At 62.3% G+C, this 15157-nt stretch carries 17 protein-coding genes; 7 read left to right on the top strand and 10 right to left on the bottom strand.

The window, feature by feature from the left end; genetic code table 11:
* Positions 1 to 30 precede the first annotated feature (30 nt).
* From mreD to CAP2UW1_RS03455, 3 genes are read right to left on the bottom strand one after another with little or no spacing between them, the layout of a single operon-like run.
* Positions 31 to 552 carry a rod shape-determining protein MreD gene (gene mreD, locus CAP2UW1_RS03465; RefSeq protein WP_015765288.1) on the bottom strand — a complete coding sequence of 174 codons (522 nt, stop codon included), beginning with the start codon at positions 550 to 552 and terminating at the stop codon, positions 31 to 33.
* Positions 553 to 557: 5 nt separating this feature from the next.
* Positions 558 to 1490 carry a rod shape-determining protein MreC gene (gene mreC / locus CAP2UW1_RS03460; RefSeq protein WP_015765287.1) on the bottom strand — a complete coding sequence of 311 codons (933 nt, stop codon included), beginning with the start codon at positions 1488 to 1490 and terminating at the stop codon, positions 558 to 560.
* A 48-nt stretch (positions 1491 to 1538) separates the two neighbouring features.
* The gene (locus CAP2UW1_RS03455; protein ID WP_015765286.1) at positions 1539 to 2582 is read right to left on the bottom strand and encodes a rod shape-determining protein; all 1044 of its coding nucleotides are present in this window, start codon (positions 2580 to 2582) and stop codon (positions 1539 to 1541) included.
* A gap of 103 nt (positions 2583 to 2685) precedes the next feature.
* On the opposite strand from CAP2UW1_RS03455, the gene gatC reads away from it, so the two are divergent.
* The 3 genes from gatC to gatB all read left to right on the top strand — a co-directional run bounded on the left by gatC (position 2686) and on the right by gatB (position 6010).
* Complete coding sequence (gatC, locus tag CAP2UW1_RS03450) at positions 2686 to 2982, top strand: Asp-tRNA(Asn)/Glu-tRNA(Gln) amidotransferase subunit GatC (RefSeq protein ID WP_015765285.1); 297 nt, start codon at positions 2686 to 2688, stop codon at positions 2980 to 2982.
* Positions 2979 to 4451, top strand: coding sequence for an Asp-tRNA(Asn)/Glu-tRNA(Gln) amidotransferase subunit GatA (gene gatA / locus CAP2UW1_RS03445; protein WP_015765284.1), 1473 nt, complete (start codon positions 2979 to 2981; stop codon positions 4449 to 4451). Before gatC ends, gatA begins: the two co-directional genes overlap by 4 nt.
* A 107-nt stretch (positions 4452 to 4558) precedes the next feature.
* Positions 4559 to 6010: an Asp-tRNA(Asn)/Glu-tRNA(Gln) amidotransferase subunit GatB gene (gene gatB, locus CAP2UW1_RS03440; RefSeq protein WP_015765283.1), complete on the top strand. Its 1452-nt coding sequence runs from the start codon at positions 4559 to 4561 to the stop codon at positions 6008 to 6010.
* A 72-nt stretch (positions 6011 to 6082) separates the two neighbouring features.
* On the opposite strand, the gene CAP2UW1_RS03435 is transcribed toward gatB, so the two are convergent.
* A complete protein-coding gene (locus CAP2UW1_RS03435) occupies positions 6083 to 6709 on the bottom strand; it encodes a hypothetical protein (RefSeq protein WP_291933676.1) in 627 nt (208 codons plus the stop codon).
* The gene (gene pyrE, locus CAP2UW1_RS03430; RefSeq protein ID WP_015765281.1) at positions 6693 to 7343 is read right to left on the bottom strand and encodes an orotate phosphoribosyltransferase; all 651 of its coding nucleotides are present in this window, start codon (positions 7341 to 7343) and stop codon (positions 6693 to 6695) included. Before pyrE ends, CAP2UW1_RS03435 begins: the two co-directional genes overlap by 17 nt.
* 44 nt (positions 7344 to 7387) lie before the next feature.
* On the opposite strand from pyrE, the gene CAP2UW1_RS03425 reads away from it, so the two are divergent.
* From CAP2UW1_RS03425 to CAP2UW1_RS03410, 4 genes are all read left to right on the top strand, one after another.
* Complete coding sequence (locus CAP2UW1_RS03425) at positions 7388 to 8188, top strand: exodeoxyribonuclease III (protein WP_015765280.1); 801 nt, start codon at positions 7388 to 7390, stop codon at positions 8186 to 8188.
* 139 nt (positions 8189 to 8327) lie between these two features.
* A complete protein-coding gene (locus CAP2UW1_RS03420; protein ID WP_015765279.1) occupies positions 8328 to 8648 on the top strand; it encodes a DUF883 family protein in 321 nt (106 codons plus the stop codon).
* 15 nt (positions 8649 to 8663) lie between these two features.
* A complete protein-coding gene (locus CAP2UW1_RS03415; RefSeq protein ID WP_015765278.1) occupies positions 8664 to 9071 on the top strand; it encodes a phage holin family protein in 408 nt (135 codons plus the stop codon).
* Complete coding sequence (locus CAP2UW1_RS03410; protein WP_015765277.1) at positions 9052 to 9372, top strand: YqjK-like family protein; 321 nt, start codon at positions 9052 to 9054, stop codon at positions 9370 to 9372. Before CAP2UW1_RS03415 ends, CAP2UW1_RS03410 begins: the two co-directional genes overlap by 20 nt.
* A 54-nt stretch (positions 9373 to 9426) precedes the next feature.
* Here CAP2UW1_RS03410 and CAP2UW1_RS03405 read toward each other — a convergent pair whose 3' ends face one another.
* The 5 genes from CAP2UW1_RS03405 to ptsP are packed head-to-tail and all read right to left on the bottom strand — an operon-like array spanning position 9427 to position 15156.
* Positions 9427 to 10164, bottom strand: a complete 738-nt coding sequence (locus tag CAP2UW1_RS03405) for a uracil-DNA glycosylase family protein (RefSeq protein WP_015765276.1) — start codon at positions 10162 to 10164, stop codon at positions 9427 to 9429.
* Positions 10148 to 11707 (bottom strand): AmpG family muropeptide MFS transporter, encoded by a 1560-nt coding sequence (locus tag CAP2UW1_RS03400; RefSeq protein WP_015765275.1) that lies wholly within the window; start codon positions 11705 to 11707, stop codon positions 10148 to 10150. Before CAP2UW1_RS03400 ends, CAP2UW1_RS03405 begins: the two co-directional genes overlap by 17 nt.
* Complete coding sequence (metW, locus tag CAP2UW1_RS03395; RefSeq protein ID WP_015765274.1) at positions 11670 to 12290, bottom strand: methionine biosynthesis protein MetW; 621 nt, start codon at positions 12288 to 12290, stop codon at positions 11670 to 11672. Before metW ends, CAP2UW1_RS03400 begins: the two co-directional genes overlap by 38 nt.
* The gene (gene metX / locus CAP2UW1_RS03390; protein WP_015765273.1) at positions 12287 to 13414 is read right to left on the bottom strand and encodes a homoserine O-succinyltransferase MetX; all 1128 of its coding nucleotides are present in this window, start codon (positions 13412 to 13414) and stop codon (positions 12287 to 12289) included. The genes metW and metX overlap by 4 nt, the downstream gene beginning before the upstream one ends.
* Positions 13414 to 15156, bottom strand: a complete 1743-nt coding sequence (gene ptsP / locus CAP2UW1_RS03385) for a phosphoenolpyruvate--protein phosphotransferase (protein ID WP_015765272.1) — start codon at positions 15154 to 15156, stop codon at positions 13414 to 13416. The genes metX and ptsP overlap by 1 nt, the downstream gene beginning before the upstream one ends.
* Position 15157: the final 1 nt, after the last annotated feature.

The following is a 15157-nucleotide window of genomic DNA, read 5'->3' as shown; positions in this document are numbered from 1 at the left end:
CGGACGTCCGCCAAAGGCTCGACCACGGGTTCAGAGCGGCCGGTTGGCATCGCGATCGACGGGTTGGTGCTGCGGCAGCAGCAGGACGAAGGTCAGCAATGGCCAGAGCAGCGCCGCCAGACATGGCCCAACGAAATACGCAAGTCCCGGAAAGTCGGCACCAACGATGGTGCGCACACCCAACTGGACCAGTTGCACCAACAGCAGCAGCGGAAACACCTGCAGGGCCTGCTGCCCGAGGGGAAACCACAGGATGCGTCGGGACAGCGACGATGCTCCGTAAGCCACCAGCACGTAGGCTAGCGCGTGCTGGCCCAGCAGGCTGGCATCAGCAACGTCCATCGCCAGACCGAACAGGAAAGCCAGCCCCATGCCAACCCGACGCGGCTCCCGCACGCACCAGAAGACCAGCGCCAGCGCCACCCAGTCGGGTACGCCGGGCCAGTTGGCGGTCGGCAGGAAATTGAACAGCAGGGCGATCAGCAATGTGCTGGCGATGAACCACGGCCGGACCGGCAGCAGGATGCGCGATGATGAGTAACTGGTTTGCATCGCCTCTAGTCCTTTTTCAATCGCTTCTTCTTCCCCGGCCCGGCCTTTGCTCCCGGCTTGACCTCGCGGCGCGCCGCCTCGCTCGCCAGTTGTTCGGGCAAGGAAATCGCCGGCCGCGGGTCGAGGACCATGACTTCACTGAAGTTCTCGACCCCGGCGAGCGGCATGCAGAAGATCCTGGCAAAGGAGTATGAGGTGTCACGTTCGATGTGCACCACCCGGGCCACCGGAAACCCGGGCAGGAAGACGCCGTCCAGGCCCGAGGTGACCAGCACGTCACCATTCTGGACGTCGGCGTTGGCGGGCAGGAAGCGCAGTTCGAGCTGGCCGTTGCCAAGACCGAAAACGACCGAGCGCAGCCCGGTGCGCACAATCTGCACGGGAACCGCCTGTTCCTTGTCGGTGATCAGGGTCACTTCGGCGACGAAAGGGTATACCCGGGTGACCTGACCGACGATGCCTGCATCATCAATGACGGGCTGCCCCGCGACCACCTTGTCCTGCTGCCCCTTGTCGACGACAATGCGCCGCGAATACGGATCGCGCGCCGCGTAGAGAATCTGTGCGACCTGGCCGCTGGCCTGCTGGCGCTGCTTGACGCCAAGCAACTTGCGTAGACGCTCGTTTTCGACTTCGAGTTGCTGAGTCCGCAACAGGATAGCGACGTTGTCGAGACGACTCCTCTTCAACTGCGCATTTTCGTCCTGCAAGCGCGTCAGACTGGCGAAATAACCGCCAGCGTTGTCAAGTACTTGCGCCGGCAGATGCGCAAACTGCTGCACCGGATGGGTAAACATCGATAACGCCTGGCGCAGCACCTCGAGAGTCTGGAGGCGCACATCGACGACAAGCAGAGCAGCCGACAGCGCTACGTAGAACGACAGCAGCGCCACGGGTGCCGGCCCACGCTTGAAGAACGGTGGCGGCTGGTGATCCATCAGTCAGGCATCGAAACGGGCGACGCGCGGCGTTTGCGCCGCTTGTCGTCAATCGGAAGCGAAAATACTGCCGAGATTGTCCATCTTTTCGAGAGCAAGACCGCAGCCTCGGGCAACGCAGGTCAATGGCTCCTCGGCAACGATCACCGGCAAGCCGGTCTCCTCCATCAGCAGGCGATCGATATCCCGCAGCAATGCACCACCGCCGGTGAGGACCATCCCCTTGTCGGCGATGTCGGCACCCAGTTCGGGCGGCGTCTTCTCGAGCGCCGACTTCACCGCCGAAACGACGCTGTTCAGCGGCTCGGTGAGGGCTTCGAGGATTTCGTTCGACGAAATGGTGAACTTGCGCGGAATACCTTCGGCCTTGTTGATCCCCGAGACTTCCATCTCGCGCACTTCGGCGCCGGGAAAAGCCGAACCAATTCGCTTCTTGATGTTTTCCGCGGTGTTTTCGCCGATCAGCATGCCGTAGTTGCGGCTGATGTAGTTCATGATCGCCTCGTCGAGCTTGTCACCACCGACGCGCACCGAACCGGCATAGACCATGCCACCGAGCGAGATGACACCAACTTCGGTCGTCCCGCCACCGATGTCGACAACCATCGAGCCGGTCGGCTCGGCGACCGGCAAGCCTGCGCCAATCGCTGCCGCCATCGGCTCTTCGATGAGAAACACCTGGCTCGCGCCAGCGCCGATTGCCGACTCGCGAATGGCTCGCCGCTCCACCTGCGTGGAACCCGAGGGCACACAGATGATGATCCGCGGTGACGGAGAAAGGAGCTTCGAGTCGTGAACTTTCTTGATGAACTGCTTGAGCATCTGCTCGGTGACCGTGAAGTCGGCAATCACACCATCCTTCATCGGCCGAATGACGGTGATCGCGCCGGGCGCCTTGCCGAGCATCTCCTTGGCCGCCTTGCCGACGGCCTGAATCGTCTTCTTCGAACTCGGACCGCCTTCCGTACGGATGGCGACCACCGACGGCTCGTCGAGAACGATCCCCTTGGAGCGCACATAGATCAGCGTGTTGGCGGTGCCGAGGTCGATCGCGAGATCGTTGGAGAAATAACTGCGCAGGAAACTGAACATGCTTGCCAATTCCGTGTTGGCCCCAAACGCGGGCTGCGGTGGGAAAAACTTTTATGATACCTTATATGGCTCCCTCGTTTAACACCTTAGTGATTCAGTAACCATGTCACTCACCCTAGAACAGGTCCGGCGCGTCGCCCATCTGGCCCGCATCGAAATCAGCGAAGTCGAGGCAGACAGCACACTCGGCCACCTGAACGAGATCTTTGCCCTGATCGAAACGATGCAGGCGGTCGATACCAGCGGCGTCGAACCGATGGCACATGCCCAGGACGTCGCGCAGCGCCTGCGTGCGGACCGCGTCACCGAAAGCGACGAAGTCGCCCAGCGTACCGCCTTCCAGGCCATCGCACCGGAAACCGAAGCGGGCCTCTACCTCGTGCCGAAGGTCATCGAATGATTGAACGTAGTCTCGCGGATCTCGCGCGCGCCCTGGCGACGAAAGAAATCTCCAGTGTCGAATTGACTCGGCTGTATCTCGACCGCATCTCCCGCCACAACCCGCAGCTCAACGCCTTCATCACCGTCGACCCGGCCATTAGCCTGGCACAGGCACGCGCTGCCGACGAGCGACTGGCACGCGGCGAAGGCGGTCCACTGACCGGAATCCCGCTCGCGCACAAGGACATCTTCTGTGCCCAGGGCTGGCTCACGACCTGCGGATCAAGGATGCTGAGCAACTTCGTCAGCCCCTATGATGCGGCGGTGATCGCTCGCTTCAAGGCAGCTGGCGCGGTGCTCCTCGGCAAGACGAACATGGACGAATTCGCCATGGGATCGTCGAACGAAACGTCCTTCTACGGACCGGTCAGGAACCCGTGGGAGCTGAACTGCGTTCCCGGCGGATCTTCCGGCGGCTCCGCGGCTGCGGTCGCGGCGCGTCTGGCTCCGGCGGCCACCGGTACCGATACCGGCGGATCGATCCGCCAACCGGCAGCGCTGTGCAACCTGACCGGGATGAAACCTACCTATGGCGTGGTTTCACGCTACGGCATGATCGCTTTCGCGTCTTCGCTCGATCAGGCAGGTCCGCTGGCTCGTTCGGCCGCCGACTGCGCTGTTCTGCTCAACGCCATGGCCGGCTTTGACGAGCGCGATTCGACGAGCCTCGAGCGTCCGACGGAAGACTACGGCCGCGACATCAACACCGCCACCGCGGACAAGCCGCTGGCCGGACTCAGGATCGGCCTGCCGGCGGAGTTCTTTGGTGATGGCGGTAGCCCGGAGGTCATGCAGCTGGTTGACGCGGCAATCGCCGACTACCGCAGGCTGGGCGCCGAAACGGTCGCTGTCAGCCTGCCGAGCATGAGCCTTTCGGTAGCCGCCTACTATGTCATCGCCCCGGCCGAAGCAAGTTCGAACCTGGCACGCTTTGATGGCGTGCGTTACGGCCACCGGGCGCCGCAGTACCGGGATCTCGATGACATGTACAGCAAGAGCCGTGCCCAGGGCTTCGGTGCCGAGGTCAAGCGTCGCCTACTGATCGGCACCTATGTGCTGTCGCACGGCTACTACGATGCCTATTATCTGCAGGCGCAACGCATTCGCCGCTTGATTGCCAGCGACTTCGCCGCAGCCTTCCGGCAATGCGACGTGATCATCGGGCCAACCAGTCCGAGTACCGCGTTCAGGCTCGGGGAAAAGGCGGCCGATCCCGTGCAGATGTACCTTTCGGACATCTACACGATCGCCGTCAACCTCGCCGGGCTGCCCGGCATTTCGATCCCCTGCGGCTTTGCCGGCGGCCTCCCCGTCGGCCTGCAACTGATCGGCAACTATTTCGACGAAGCCAGGCTGCTTGGCACCGCGCACCGTTACCAGCAGGCGACCACCTGGCATCTGCAGCACCCAGACCAGTTCGATGACTGATCTCGAGTGTCGCCAGACGACGTCTCGCCGCCTTGCGGACCGGTCGTCCGCGCGACCCAGGCACCCCGCGCCGGCGGTCGCTGTCCTTGAAGAGTGAGTAAGCAGTGATGAAACAATGGGAAGTGGTCATCGGCATCGAGACGCACGCGCAGTTGGCGACGCGATCGAAGATTTTCTCGGGCAGTTCCACCGCCTTCGGCGCCGCGCCCAACGTCCAGGCAAACGCCGTCGACATTGCGCTGCCCGGAGTCCTGCCGGTACTCAACAAGGCGGCGGTCGAATGTGCGATCCGCTTCGGCCTCGCCGTCGCTGCCGAGATTTCGTCCCGATCGGTATTTGCGCGCAAGAACTACTTCTACCCGGATCTGCCAAAAGGTTACCAGATCAGCCAGTATGAGTTGCCGGTGGTTGTCGGCGGCGCGCTGACGATTCAGGTGGGAGAAGCCGAGAGGGTCATCCACCTGACCCGCGCGCATCTCGAGGAAGACGCCGGCAAATCGCTTCACGAAGAACTTGGCGCACAGTTTTCCGGCAGGTCGGGAATCGACCTCAACCGCGCGGGGACTCCCCTGCTGGAGATCGTCACCGAACCCGACATGCGCTCGTCTGCGGAAGCCGTCGCCTATGCGCGGGCCTTGCATGCTCTGGTGCGCTGGATCGGCATCTGCGACGGCAACATGCAGGAGGGCTCGTTCCGCTGCGACGCCAACGTTTCGGTACGGCCGGTCGGTCAGGTGGCGTATGGCACTCGACGCGAAATCAAGAACCTCAACTCGTTCCGCTTTCTCCAACAGGCGATCGACTACGAAGTGCAATGGCAGATCGCAACACTGGAAGATGGCGGCACGATCGAGCAGGCGACGGTGCTGTTCGACCCGAGCACGGGCGAGACGCGCAGCATGCGCTCCAAGGAGGACGCGCACGACTACCGCTACTTCCCCGACCCCGACCTGCTGCCGCTGGTCATCGAACCTGAGTGGATCGACCGGATCCGTGCGCAAATGCCCGAGTTGCCGGCCGCCAAGCGTGACCACCTGGTCGCCGAATACGGACTCTCTCCTTATGACGCCCGCGTTCTGACGACATCGATCGAGTTCGCCAACTACTACGAAGCCACCGTTGCCGCGGCGGGCAAGGCGAACGCCAAGATCTGCGCCAACTGGGTGATGGTCGACCTGGCTGCTCGCCTGCACCGGGACGATAGCGAGATCGGCAAGTCGCCGGTCTCGGCCGCACAACTCGGCGGCTTGATCGCCCGTATTGGCGATGGCACGCTCTCCAACAATCTTGCCAAGAAGGTTTTCGATGCCCTCTGGAACGGCGAAGGCGATTCGGCTGACGAAATCATTGCCAGAGAGGGACTGCAGCAGATTACCGACACCGGCGCCCTGGAACGACTGATCGACGAGATCATCACGGCCAACGCCACCATGGTCGCCGAATGCCGAGCAGGCAAGGAGAAGGCGTTCAACGCACTGGTCGGTCAGGCCATGAAGGCGACCCGGGGCAAGGCCAACCCGCAGCGAATCAACGAACTTCTCCGCAGGAAGATCGGCTGATTCCCCGCCGACAGGGCGCCGAGGCCCGCGCACGAGGCAAGCCCGCGCCGCGCTTTGCCGACGTCCAGGGCCTCAGGGCCGCGCCGACGGTCGCTTGGACAGATCGCGAAAGCGGCGCAGATCCTCGTCGTACTTCGCGCGCATCGTCTCCTGGTCACGCTTTTTCGACTCGATCACCGACTCCTGCGCACCGATCTCGTAGTCCGCATCGCGCAGACCCTTGGCCACCTCGGCTGGCAACTGGCGATTGCGATAGAACTCCGCCTCGTCCTCGAACTTCTTGCGCTGCTTGCGTATCTCCGCGATCCGCTCTTCGGCTGCCTTGATCGCCATCGTGAGATCGCGCTCGGCCCGGCTGCGCATGATCTCGATATCCTTCTCGCTGGCGTAGGTGTTGAGCAGCGCCTGATCCATTCGCCTCTGCTCATTGAGCACGCGTTCCTGCTCCTTGCGCCGCTGCTCCTCAGCCGCGCGCTGGGCGCGTTGCTCGACGGTGAGCGGGGCGTCAACCAGGCGTGAGGTGCGGCCGGAGTCGCCGAGCTCGCGATAGGCACGCCCGTAACAAACGGACGGCAAAATGTCGCCGCACACCTGTTTCCCGGAATCGTCGTGGCAACAATAGATGCGCGGGCCAGCGAAGCTCGCACCCGGGCCGACCAACGCCACAAGCAGCCCGCCAAGGCTAGCGAGCGTGCGCAACAACACCATATTCCTGGCGATAGCGGACCACAGCAGCCGCGTTCTCTTGCAAATCGACGCTCTGCCGGAGAAAGGCCAGCAAGTCGTCGAGTGTGGCGACCGCGACCACCGGAATGCCGAAACTCTGCTCCACCTCCTGTACCGCGGATAGCTCGCCCTGGCCCCGCTCCATGCGATCAAGAGCGATCACTACGCCGCACGGCGTCGCTCCAGCCGCGCGAATCAGCTCGACCGACTCACGCACCGAAGTGCCGGCCGAGATCACGTCGTCAACGATCAGCACCTGCCCGGCCAGCGGCGCCCCCACCATGCTGCCCCCTTCGCCGTGATCTTTCGCCTCTTTACGATTGAAGGAGAAGGGAAAGTTGCGGCCTGCCCTGGCCAGGGCAACGGCGATCGCGGCAACCAACGGAATTCCCTTGTAAGCGGGCCCGAACAGGCCGTCGATGGCGATTCCGCTGCCGGCTATCGCCTTGGCGTAGAATTCAGCCAAGCGCCCGAGCGCCGCACCATTGTTGAACAGGCCGGCGTTGAAGAAATAGGGCGACAGGCGTCCGGCCTTGGTCCTGAACTCGCCAAAGCGAAGCACCTCCTGCGCAACCGCAAACTCGATGAATTGCTGACGAAAGTCCATAAAAATCCGCTTCCCGACGCAGGCTCGCCCAACGACAATCCCCTATGTTACGCATCATCACCCTCAACCTCAATGGTATTCGTTCGGCATGGCGCAAGGGCCTTTACTCGTGGTCGGTCGCCCAGAATGCCCACATCATCTGCTTGCAGGAACTCAAGGCCCAGCACGCCGATCTCGGCGATGAGATGCACAAGCCTGACGGCCTGCACACCTACTACCGCTACGCCGAGAACAAAGGCTACAGTGGCGTCGGCCTCTGGTGCCGGAAGAAACCGGACCGGGTGGTGGATGTGCTGGGAAGCCCCGAGTTCGACCGTGAAGGGCGTTACCTGCGCGCCGATTTCGGCGCCCTGTCGGTTGTCTGCCTCTACCAGCCGTCGGGCTCAAGTTCCGAGCAGCGACAGGAGGCCAAGTTCCGGTTCATGGCGCTCATCTACCCGCACCTGCTTGAGCTGGCGGCCAGCGGACGCGACGTCGTCGTCTGTGGTGACTGGAACATCGCCCATCAGGAAATCGACCTCAAAAACTGGCGAAGCAATCGCCGGAACTCGGGTTTTCTGCCTGAAGAACGCGCCTGGGTCAGCCGCCTGCTCAACGAAGGGGGCTGGTGCGATGTGTACCGCAGACTGCATCCGGAAAGCACCGAGGAATCCTACACCTGGTGGTCGAATCGAGGCCAGGCCTGGGCGAAGAACGTGGGCTGGCGGCTCGACTACCAGTTGGCGACTCCAGCCATTGCCGCCACGGCGAGACACGCAGCCGTCTACAAGGAACAGCGCTTCAGTGACCACGCACCACTGACCATCGACTACGAGTACGACCTGGAAACCGACCGCGGCGAGTGAACGTCACTTTGCGACAGGGGCCCTCGTTGTTTGCATTGATCTTGGCTCGGGATTTCTATAATCTGATCATCTCGTCGAAAGCTTCTCTGGTGCTGCACCATTGATCTTCTTGTCATCACCTTCCACTGTGAGGTCCATCATGTCCGAAGTTACCGAACTCTCCAACGCGAACAAGCAAAAACTCGTCTCCGACATGAAGGTCGTCGTCGCAGACGCGGAGGAAATCCTGCGCGCGACCGCCGGTGTTGCCGGCGAAAAAATGGGCGATCTGCGCGAACGCATTGGCGAGCGTTTGCGCGATGCCAAGCTCCGCCTGGCTGATGCCGAAGCCGCACTGGTCGATAGAACCAAAGCCGCGGCGCGCGCCACCGATGATTTCGTGCACGACAATCCGTGGCGCGCGGTCGGCGTTGCCGCCGCCGTCGGTCTGCTGCTTGGCGTCATCATCGGTCGCCGCTAAGCTGCCCGCTACTCGATGAGCGCAGCTTCCGGCAGCAGCAGCGGCCTGTTCGCCGCCGCCAGGAACAGCGCGGCAACGCTGCTGACTGCCGGACGGACTCGGCTTGAACTCCTCGGCAATGAAATCAAGGAGGAGAAGCTGCGGGCCGTCCACCTGCTGCTCGTTTCGCAGCTCCTCGCGTTCTGCCTGGCGCTCGGCACGATCCTGGGCGTCGCCTTGCTGGTCGTCTCGTTCTGGGAGCAACGGGCGGCCGTCCTCGGCGGTTTCTGCGTGCTCTTCTTCGCCGTTGCCGGCGTCGCTTACGTCGGCCTCCAACGTGCCGTACGCCGCCCTGACCGCATGTTCTCGGCGAGCATGGCCGAGTTCGGCGCCGACCTGAGCCAGCTGAAAGCGGCTGCCCGCAATGAATCAAGAACTGATTGATCTGGCCGTCGAGCGCGGCCGCTTGCTCGAGCGCATCAGCATGCAACGCCAACTCCTCGAACAGCAGCTGCAGCCGGTAGGCGACACCCTGCACAGCGTCGACCGCGCCCTCGCCGCCGTGCGCAAGGGACGCGACTATCTCGGACAGCACCCGGAAGTAGTCACCGCCGCGGTGGCCATACTGGTCGTGTTGAAGCCGAGCCGCCTCTGGCGATGGACAAAACGTGGTTTCCTGGCTTGGCGGACTTGGCGCATGCTGCGCCGGGAACTGTTCGCCCTCGGTCTGTCGCCACGCCCATAGCGGCCGCTCTGGCCGTCTGGCGAACAGCCGCGGCGAGGACGTACTGCCGCGACATCACTCCCAAACGTCGAGCGCCCGAAGTTGCCTGGTTGCGGCTTCGGCCCAGCCGCGGTTGGCAATAGGACTCGCCGGACTAGGGTGCAGCACTCGCCCCGTTCTGACCCTTGTTCCGGCCAGGGCAGCGACCGCTCGCGCTTCGGCGAAGCTGCCCACGCCAATCACCCATTCCGGCTGCAAAGCGGCGACGATGGCTCGCAGATGCGCGTCGCAGGCCGCATGCAGCGGCGCCGCCTCGGCTGCCGGCAGCTTGTCCGGGGTCACATTGCGGGCGTGGTTGAAAAAAGCCAGGGGGCAGTAGTTGGCAACGAAATGCTCGACAAAAAAGGCATCGGCGCTGCCGAAACGCTCCTGAAAGAGTCCCCACAAGCGACGCCCGCTGACCTCCGAACGCAAGCAGGCGAAGCCTTCGATCGGCCGCGCGGGATTCTCGACTGCGGGTTGCCGCACCGCACACTCGATCCCCAGCCAGTCACGCACCGCGGCGATCTCACCGAACGGCACGCCGCACTGAACCATTCCGAAGGGGCCGGGATTCATACCGAGAAACAACACTCTCCTGCGGCTTGCCGCGTAACGGCGCAAGTAGGCCTCATGCGCCGCCCAGGCGTAGGTCAGGGGGTTGTACACGTGGCTCACCGGCGGCGAGAAGCGCAGCGTCGCGAGTCTTCCCGAGAGCAACCGCGCGGCGGCAATAAGTTCCGTAACGACCGGAGGGTCAGTCAATTTCAGCATTGGCCGGCCCAACCTCAGCAAGTGCAAGCAAATGCCTGCGCATCCACCAGACCATCAGAACTCCGGGAAGGGCCACCACTACCGAGAACAAATAGAAGGCCTGCCAGCCAATTGTTTCGGTCAGCACGCCAGCTACCGGGCTGACGTAGATACGCCCCACAGCAGCCAACGCCGAAAGGAGCGCGTAGTGCGTCGCGGTAAACCGATGATTGCACAATGCCATTAGCAAAGCAACGAACGCCACGGTGCCCATGCCGCCGCTAATATTTTCCGCCGCCACCACCGCCAGTAGCAGGAAGTCTAGCGAGGCGGCGTGGTCCAGAGAAACGATAACCCAGTCGAATGGCGGTGTCTCAACGCTCCCCCAAGCACCTTTGCCGAGTATGGCTATGAAATAGAAGCCAAAATTCGACAACAACTGGAGAACGCCGAACACGAGCAGGGCTCGATACAGGCGGAGGCGTATCATTAGCACACCGCCGAGGAGTGCACCAAAAATCGTCAGCCAGATCCCAATGATCTTGTTGGCGATACCCACCTCAGCTTGCGTAAACGCTAACCCCTTGATGAGAAAAGCCGTGGTTAGACTGCCGGCAAACGCATCGCCAAGCTTGTAAAGAATGATGAGCAAGAGAAAAAGCGTCGCACCAGGCTGGGAAAAATAACTCGCCAGTGATGCATTGAGAGTTTCAAAACGAACCAACCGAGCAAACCACCAAGCGAGCGGCAGCGCCGCGGCGATCTCGCTCATAACGAAGAATAGCTGAACCCAGTGGTTGCCACTATCCGGTTCAAGACCGAAGACAATGAGTAGGTTGCGCGCCATATAGTAGCCAGCAAAGGCGCCTGCCAGCATAGCAAGAAAGCCGGAGATTTCAGCCCAACCGCTGGATGTCAGTGCCTTTGATGTGCCTCTGACCCGTGGCAAGAAGACAAGTGAAGCAGCAGCTGCGCCGACCATGACGCCGCCCATCACGGCATACACCCGGGCCCAAGATTGCCACTGATCAGCCCAGATTAGCGCTATACCGCCGGAAAGAATCATCGCCAGGCGATAACCAAACACGTGCATGGATGCACCCGGCCCATGCTCGGCCTTGTCGAGCAGAAGATCAGCCCGATAGGCATCGACCACGACGTCCTGCGAGGCGGAAAGGAAAGCCAGTAGCACAGCCCATTGGCCAAAAAGGACAGGCTGTGCGCTCGGCGACAAGGTGGACATAAAGCACAGCGTAGCTGCCAACGACAACTGCGATAGCACCAACCACCCGCGCCGGCGTCCCAGCCACGGCGGCTCGAAGCGATCCATCAGAGGCGCCCAAAGAAACTTGAAGGTGTACGGAATGCCTACCAGTCCGAAAAACCCGATGGTGGCAATGTTAACTCCGTCTATCGTCAGCCAAGCCTGAAGAGCCTGTCCAGTCAGCGCCAGTGGCAAGCCGGAAGCAAAACCCATGAGCAGTACCGCCGCGAGGCGGTGCACCCTACCCAGCGATAACACCGAATTAACCCCGACCCAGACGGTAAAACGCCAAGCTGCCATTCAAATTGGGGTCATCCGACACTTCCTGCCCGGCCTCGTCGAAAGCCAGGCGCTCGCGGATCTCGATCGCGAGGCGGGCACACAGGTTCTCGAAATCGACGATCGTGAAGAAGCGTACGTTCGGCGTATCGAACCAGTCGTAAGGCAGATCCTCCGAGACCGGCATGTGCCCGTTGGCAATCGCCGCGCGATTGGCACGGTAGGCGAAGTTCGGGAAGCTGACCACGGCCTCTTCCGCAACACGCAGCATCTCGGTGAGGATGCGCTCCGTGGCGTGCATGGTCTGCAGCGCCTGCGAGATGATCACATGGTTGAACGACTGATCCTCGAACCCGGAAAGGCCACACTCGATGTCCATCTGGATCACGTCGATACCGTTGCGGATACAACCGAGAATGCTTTCGTGATCGATTTCGACGCCGTAGCCCGAGACGTCCCGCGTCTCGTTCAGGTAGCGCAGGAGGCGACCGTCACCGCAACCAAGATCGAGAACACGCTCGCCGGGTGGAATCCAGCCGGCGATCACGGCGAAATCAAAACGCTCTCGCTGCTCGGCCCTGGCTCGCCTTTCATGCTCGGTCATACGGCAATGTTCTCCAGGTAGGCGCGCAGGAGTGCATGGTAGTGCCGGTCGTCGAGCAGAAAGGAATCGTGGCCGGCGCCGCAGTCGATCTCCGCGTAGACAACGTGCAACCGGTTGTGCAGTAGCGCAAAGACGATCTCCCGCGAGCGCGCCGGCGCGAAGCGCCAGTCGGTCGAAAAGCTGGCGACGAAGAAGCTGGCCCGGGCGCGCACGAACGCCGCCGCCAGATTGCCGTCGTAGTCGTAGGCGGGATCGAAGTAGTCGAGCGCCTTGGTCATCATGAGATAAGTATTGGCGTCGAAGAAGCCGGCAAACTTCTTGCCTTGGTAGCGCAGGTAGGACTCGATTTCGAAATCGACGTCGTAGCTGAACTTGTGCTCGCCATGGCGCAACTGACGACCGAATTTCTCGGCCATCTGGCTGTCGGACAAATAGGTGATGTGGCCGACCATACGCGCGAGACGAAGGCCCCTGGTCGGAACGACGCCATGGTCGGCGTAGTAGCCCCCGTGAAAATCGGGATCGGAGAGAATCGCCTGGCGTGCCACCTCGTTGAAGGCAATGTTCTGAGCCGACAGCTTGGGGGCCGACGCAATCACCATGGCGTGCCGGATGCGATCAGGAAACTGCAGCGACCATTCGATCGCCTGCATGCCTCCGAGACTGCCCCCGATGACCGCCGCCCAGGTCTGGATCCCCAGATGGTCGGCGAGCCTGGCCTGCGCCGCGACCCAGTCTTCGACTGTGACCAGCGGAAAATCGGCACCGTAGCGCTTGCCGGTTTCCGGGTTGGTCGACAGCGGACCGGTCGACCCGTAGCAACCGCCGAGGTTGTTGACACCGACGACGAAGAACTTGCCGGTATCGAGTGGCTTGCCCGGACCAACGAGGTTGTCCCACCAACCGATGTTCTCCGGATCGTCCGCATAGGAGCCGGCCACGTGGTGACTGCCGGAGAGCGCGTGACAGACGAGAACCGCGTTGGAGCGCTGGGCATTGAGCGTGCCGTAGGTTTCGAAGGTCAGGGCGAAGCCGGGCAACACGGCACCGCTCTTGAGCGTCAGCGACTCGTCGAAGTTAACTCTGGATGGCGCAACGACGCCGATGGAAGTCTCTTGCGACATCAGGCGTTCAGCTTCTCGAGCTGTTCACGGATCTTTGCCGGCTCTTCGTGACGCAGCAGGCGGCGAACGATGGGGGCCAGTTCCGCGCAGTTGCTTTGCATGATCTTCTGCTTGACCAGCAGGACTTGCGCCGGGTGCATCGAGAACTGGCGCAGCCCCATGCCCAAAAGCAGGCGTGTCAGCAAAGGGTCGCCGGCCAGTTCGCCACAGATCGACACCGGGATGTTGACTTTTTCTGCACTGGCGATCGTATGCGCCAGCAGCATCAGCACCGCGGGGTGCAGCGGGTCGTAGAGGTGCGCCACCTGCTCGTCGCTGCGATCGATCGCCAGCGTGTACTGAATCAGGTCGTTGGTCCCTATGGACAGGAAATGGACGCGGCGCAGGAACAGCCCGATGGCCAGCGCCGCTGCCGGAATCTCGATCATCGCGCCGACAGGAATCGCCTCGTCGAAGACAACTCGCTCGCCGCGCAGGCTGGACTTGGCGCGCTCGATCGCGGCCAGCGTCTGGTCGATCTCGTGCGCCTGCGAGAGCATCGGAATCAACAGCTTGATCTTGCCGTACTTCGACGCGCGCAGGATCGCCCGCAACTGCGTCTGAAACATCTTCGGCTCGGCCAGCGACAGCCGGATGGCGCGCAGCCCGAGCGCCGGATTGCTCTGCAGGCGATCACCCTGAACCTTCTCCGGATGCAGATCCTTGTCGTAACCGAGGTCGAAGGTGCGGATGGTGACCGGCCGGCCGGCCATCCCCTTGACCACGGTCCGGTAAGCCTCGAACTGCTCGTCCTCAGTCGGCATGTCACCGCGATCGAGAAAAAGGAACTCGGTCCGGAACAGGCCGATGCCTTCGGCACCGCCGTCGAGCGCATTGGCCACATCGCCGGGCAACTCGATGTTGGCGTGCAGATCGATATCGACGCCGTCGAGCGTTGCCGACCTGCCGGACTTGAGACGCCTGAGCTTGCTGCGCTCGAGTTCGATCTGGCTCTTGCGCAGTCGAAACTCCTCGAGCACGCGCACATCGGGGTTGACGATCAACACACCGCGCGTGCCGTCGACGATCAGCACTTCCTTGTCGCGAATCAACTGCCGAGCGTTGAGCAGACCCAGCACGGCCGGAATGCGCAGGCTGCGCGCCAGGATGGCCGTATGCGACGTCGAACCGCCGACATCGGTGACGAAGGCGGCGAAATGGTGCTCCTTGTAGGCAATGACGTCGGCCGGCGAAAGGTCATGCGCGACGACGATCAGATTCTCTTCCTTGATGCCCTTGCCGGTGCGTAGCGACATCCGGCCCGGCTGACCGACGAGTTCCTTGATCACCCGCTCGACGACCTGGCGCACATCGTAGCTGCGCTCGCGCAGGTACTGATCGTCAAAGCGCTCGAACTGCCCGACGAGGAGTTCCATCTGCTGGACCAGGGCCCATTCGGCATTGCAGCGCCGCTCCCGGATCAGCTGCTTGGGCGTCTCTGCCAGCTCCGGGTCGGCCAGGATCATCGTATGCAGATCGATGAAAGCTCCGAACTCGGTAGACGCGTGCTGCATGCGCTCCTTGAGGCTGGCGAACTCCTCGCGCACGCGCGCCAGTGCCGCCTCGAAACGGGCAACCTCCTTGTCCACCAGACGTGGGGCGATGACCAGATGCGACACCTCGAGGGTCGCGTGCGACATGAGGTGTGCCTGACCGATCGCGATACCACCGGAAACCGGTAGCCCGTGCAGCGTGAAGCTCATG

It is taken from the genome of Candidatus Accumulibacter phosphatis (assembly GCF_000024165.1).
Taxonomy (GTDB): domain Bacteria; phylum Pseudomonadota; class Gammaproteobacteria; order Burkholderiales; family Rhodocyclaceae; genus Accumulibacter; species Accumulibacter phosphatis.
The sequence above is the reverse complement of the archived record's forward strand: the minus strand, read 5'-3'. Positions and strand labels throughout refer to the sequence as shown.

Coding starts and splice junctions, on each gene's coding strand:
- mreD (WP_015765288.1), bottom strand. CDS start 552: ATGCAAACCAGTTACTCATCATCGCGCATCCTGCTGCCGGTCCGGCCG.
- mreC (WP_015765287.1), bottom strand. CDS start 1,490: ATGGATCACCAGCCGCCACCGTTCTTCAAGCGTGGGCCGGCACCCGTG.
- CAP2UW1_RS03455 (WP_015765286.1), bottom strand. CDS start 2,582: ATGTTCAGTTTCCTGCGCAGTTATTTCTCCAACGATCTCGCGATCGAC.
- gatC (WP_015765285.1), top strand. CDS start 2,686: ATGTCACTCACCCTAGAACAGGTCCGGCGCGTCGCCCATCTGGCCCGC.
- gatA (WP_015765284.1), top strand. CDS start 2,979: ATGATTGAACGTAGTCTCGCGGATCTCGCGCGCGCCCTGGCGACGAAA.
- gatB (WP_015765283.1), top strand. CDS start 4,559: ATGAAACAATGGGAAGTGGTCATCGGCATCGAGACGCACGCGCAGTTG.
- pyrE (WP_015765281.1), bottom strand. CDS start 7,343: ATGGACTTTCGTCAGCAATTCATCGAGTTTGCGGTTGCGCAGGAGGTG.
- CAP2UW1_RS03425 (WP_015765280.1), top strand. CDS start 7,388: ATGTTACGCATCATCACCCTCAACCTCAATGGTATTCGTTCGGCATGG.
- CAP2UW1_RS03420 (WP_015765279.1), top strand. CDS start 8,328: ATGTCCGAAGTTACCGAACTCTCCAACGCGAACAAGCAAAAACTCGTC.
- CAP2UW1_RS03415 (WP_015765278.1), top strand. CDS start 8,664: ATGAGCGCAGCTTCCGGCAGCAGCAGCGGCCTGTTCGCCGCCGCCAGG.
- CAP2UW1_RS03410 (WP_015765277.1), top strand. CDS start 9,052: ATGAATCAAGAACTGATTGATCTGGCCGTCGAGCGCGGCCGCTTGCTC.
- CAP2UW1_RS03405 (WP_015765276.1), bottom strand. CDS start 10,164: ATGCTGAAATTGACTGACCCTCCGGTCGTTACGGAACTTATTGCCGCC.
- CAP2UW1_RS03400 (WP_015765275.1), bottom strand. CDS start 11,707: ATGGCAGCTTGGCGTTTTACCGTCTGGGTCGGGGTTAATTCGGTGTTA.
- metW (WP_015765274.1), bottom strand. CDS start 12,290: ATGACCGAGCATGAAAGGCGAGCCAGGGCCGAGCAGCGAGAGCGTTTT.
- metX (WP_015765273.1), bottom strand. CDS start 13,414: ATGTCGCAAGAGACTTCCATCGGCGTCGTTGCGCCATCCAGAGTTAAC.
- ptsP (WP_015765272.1), bottom strand. CDS start 15,156: ATGAGCTTCACGCTGCACGGGCTACCGGTTTCCGGTGGTATCGCGATC.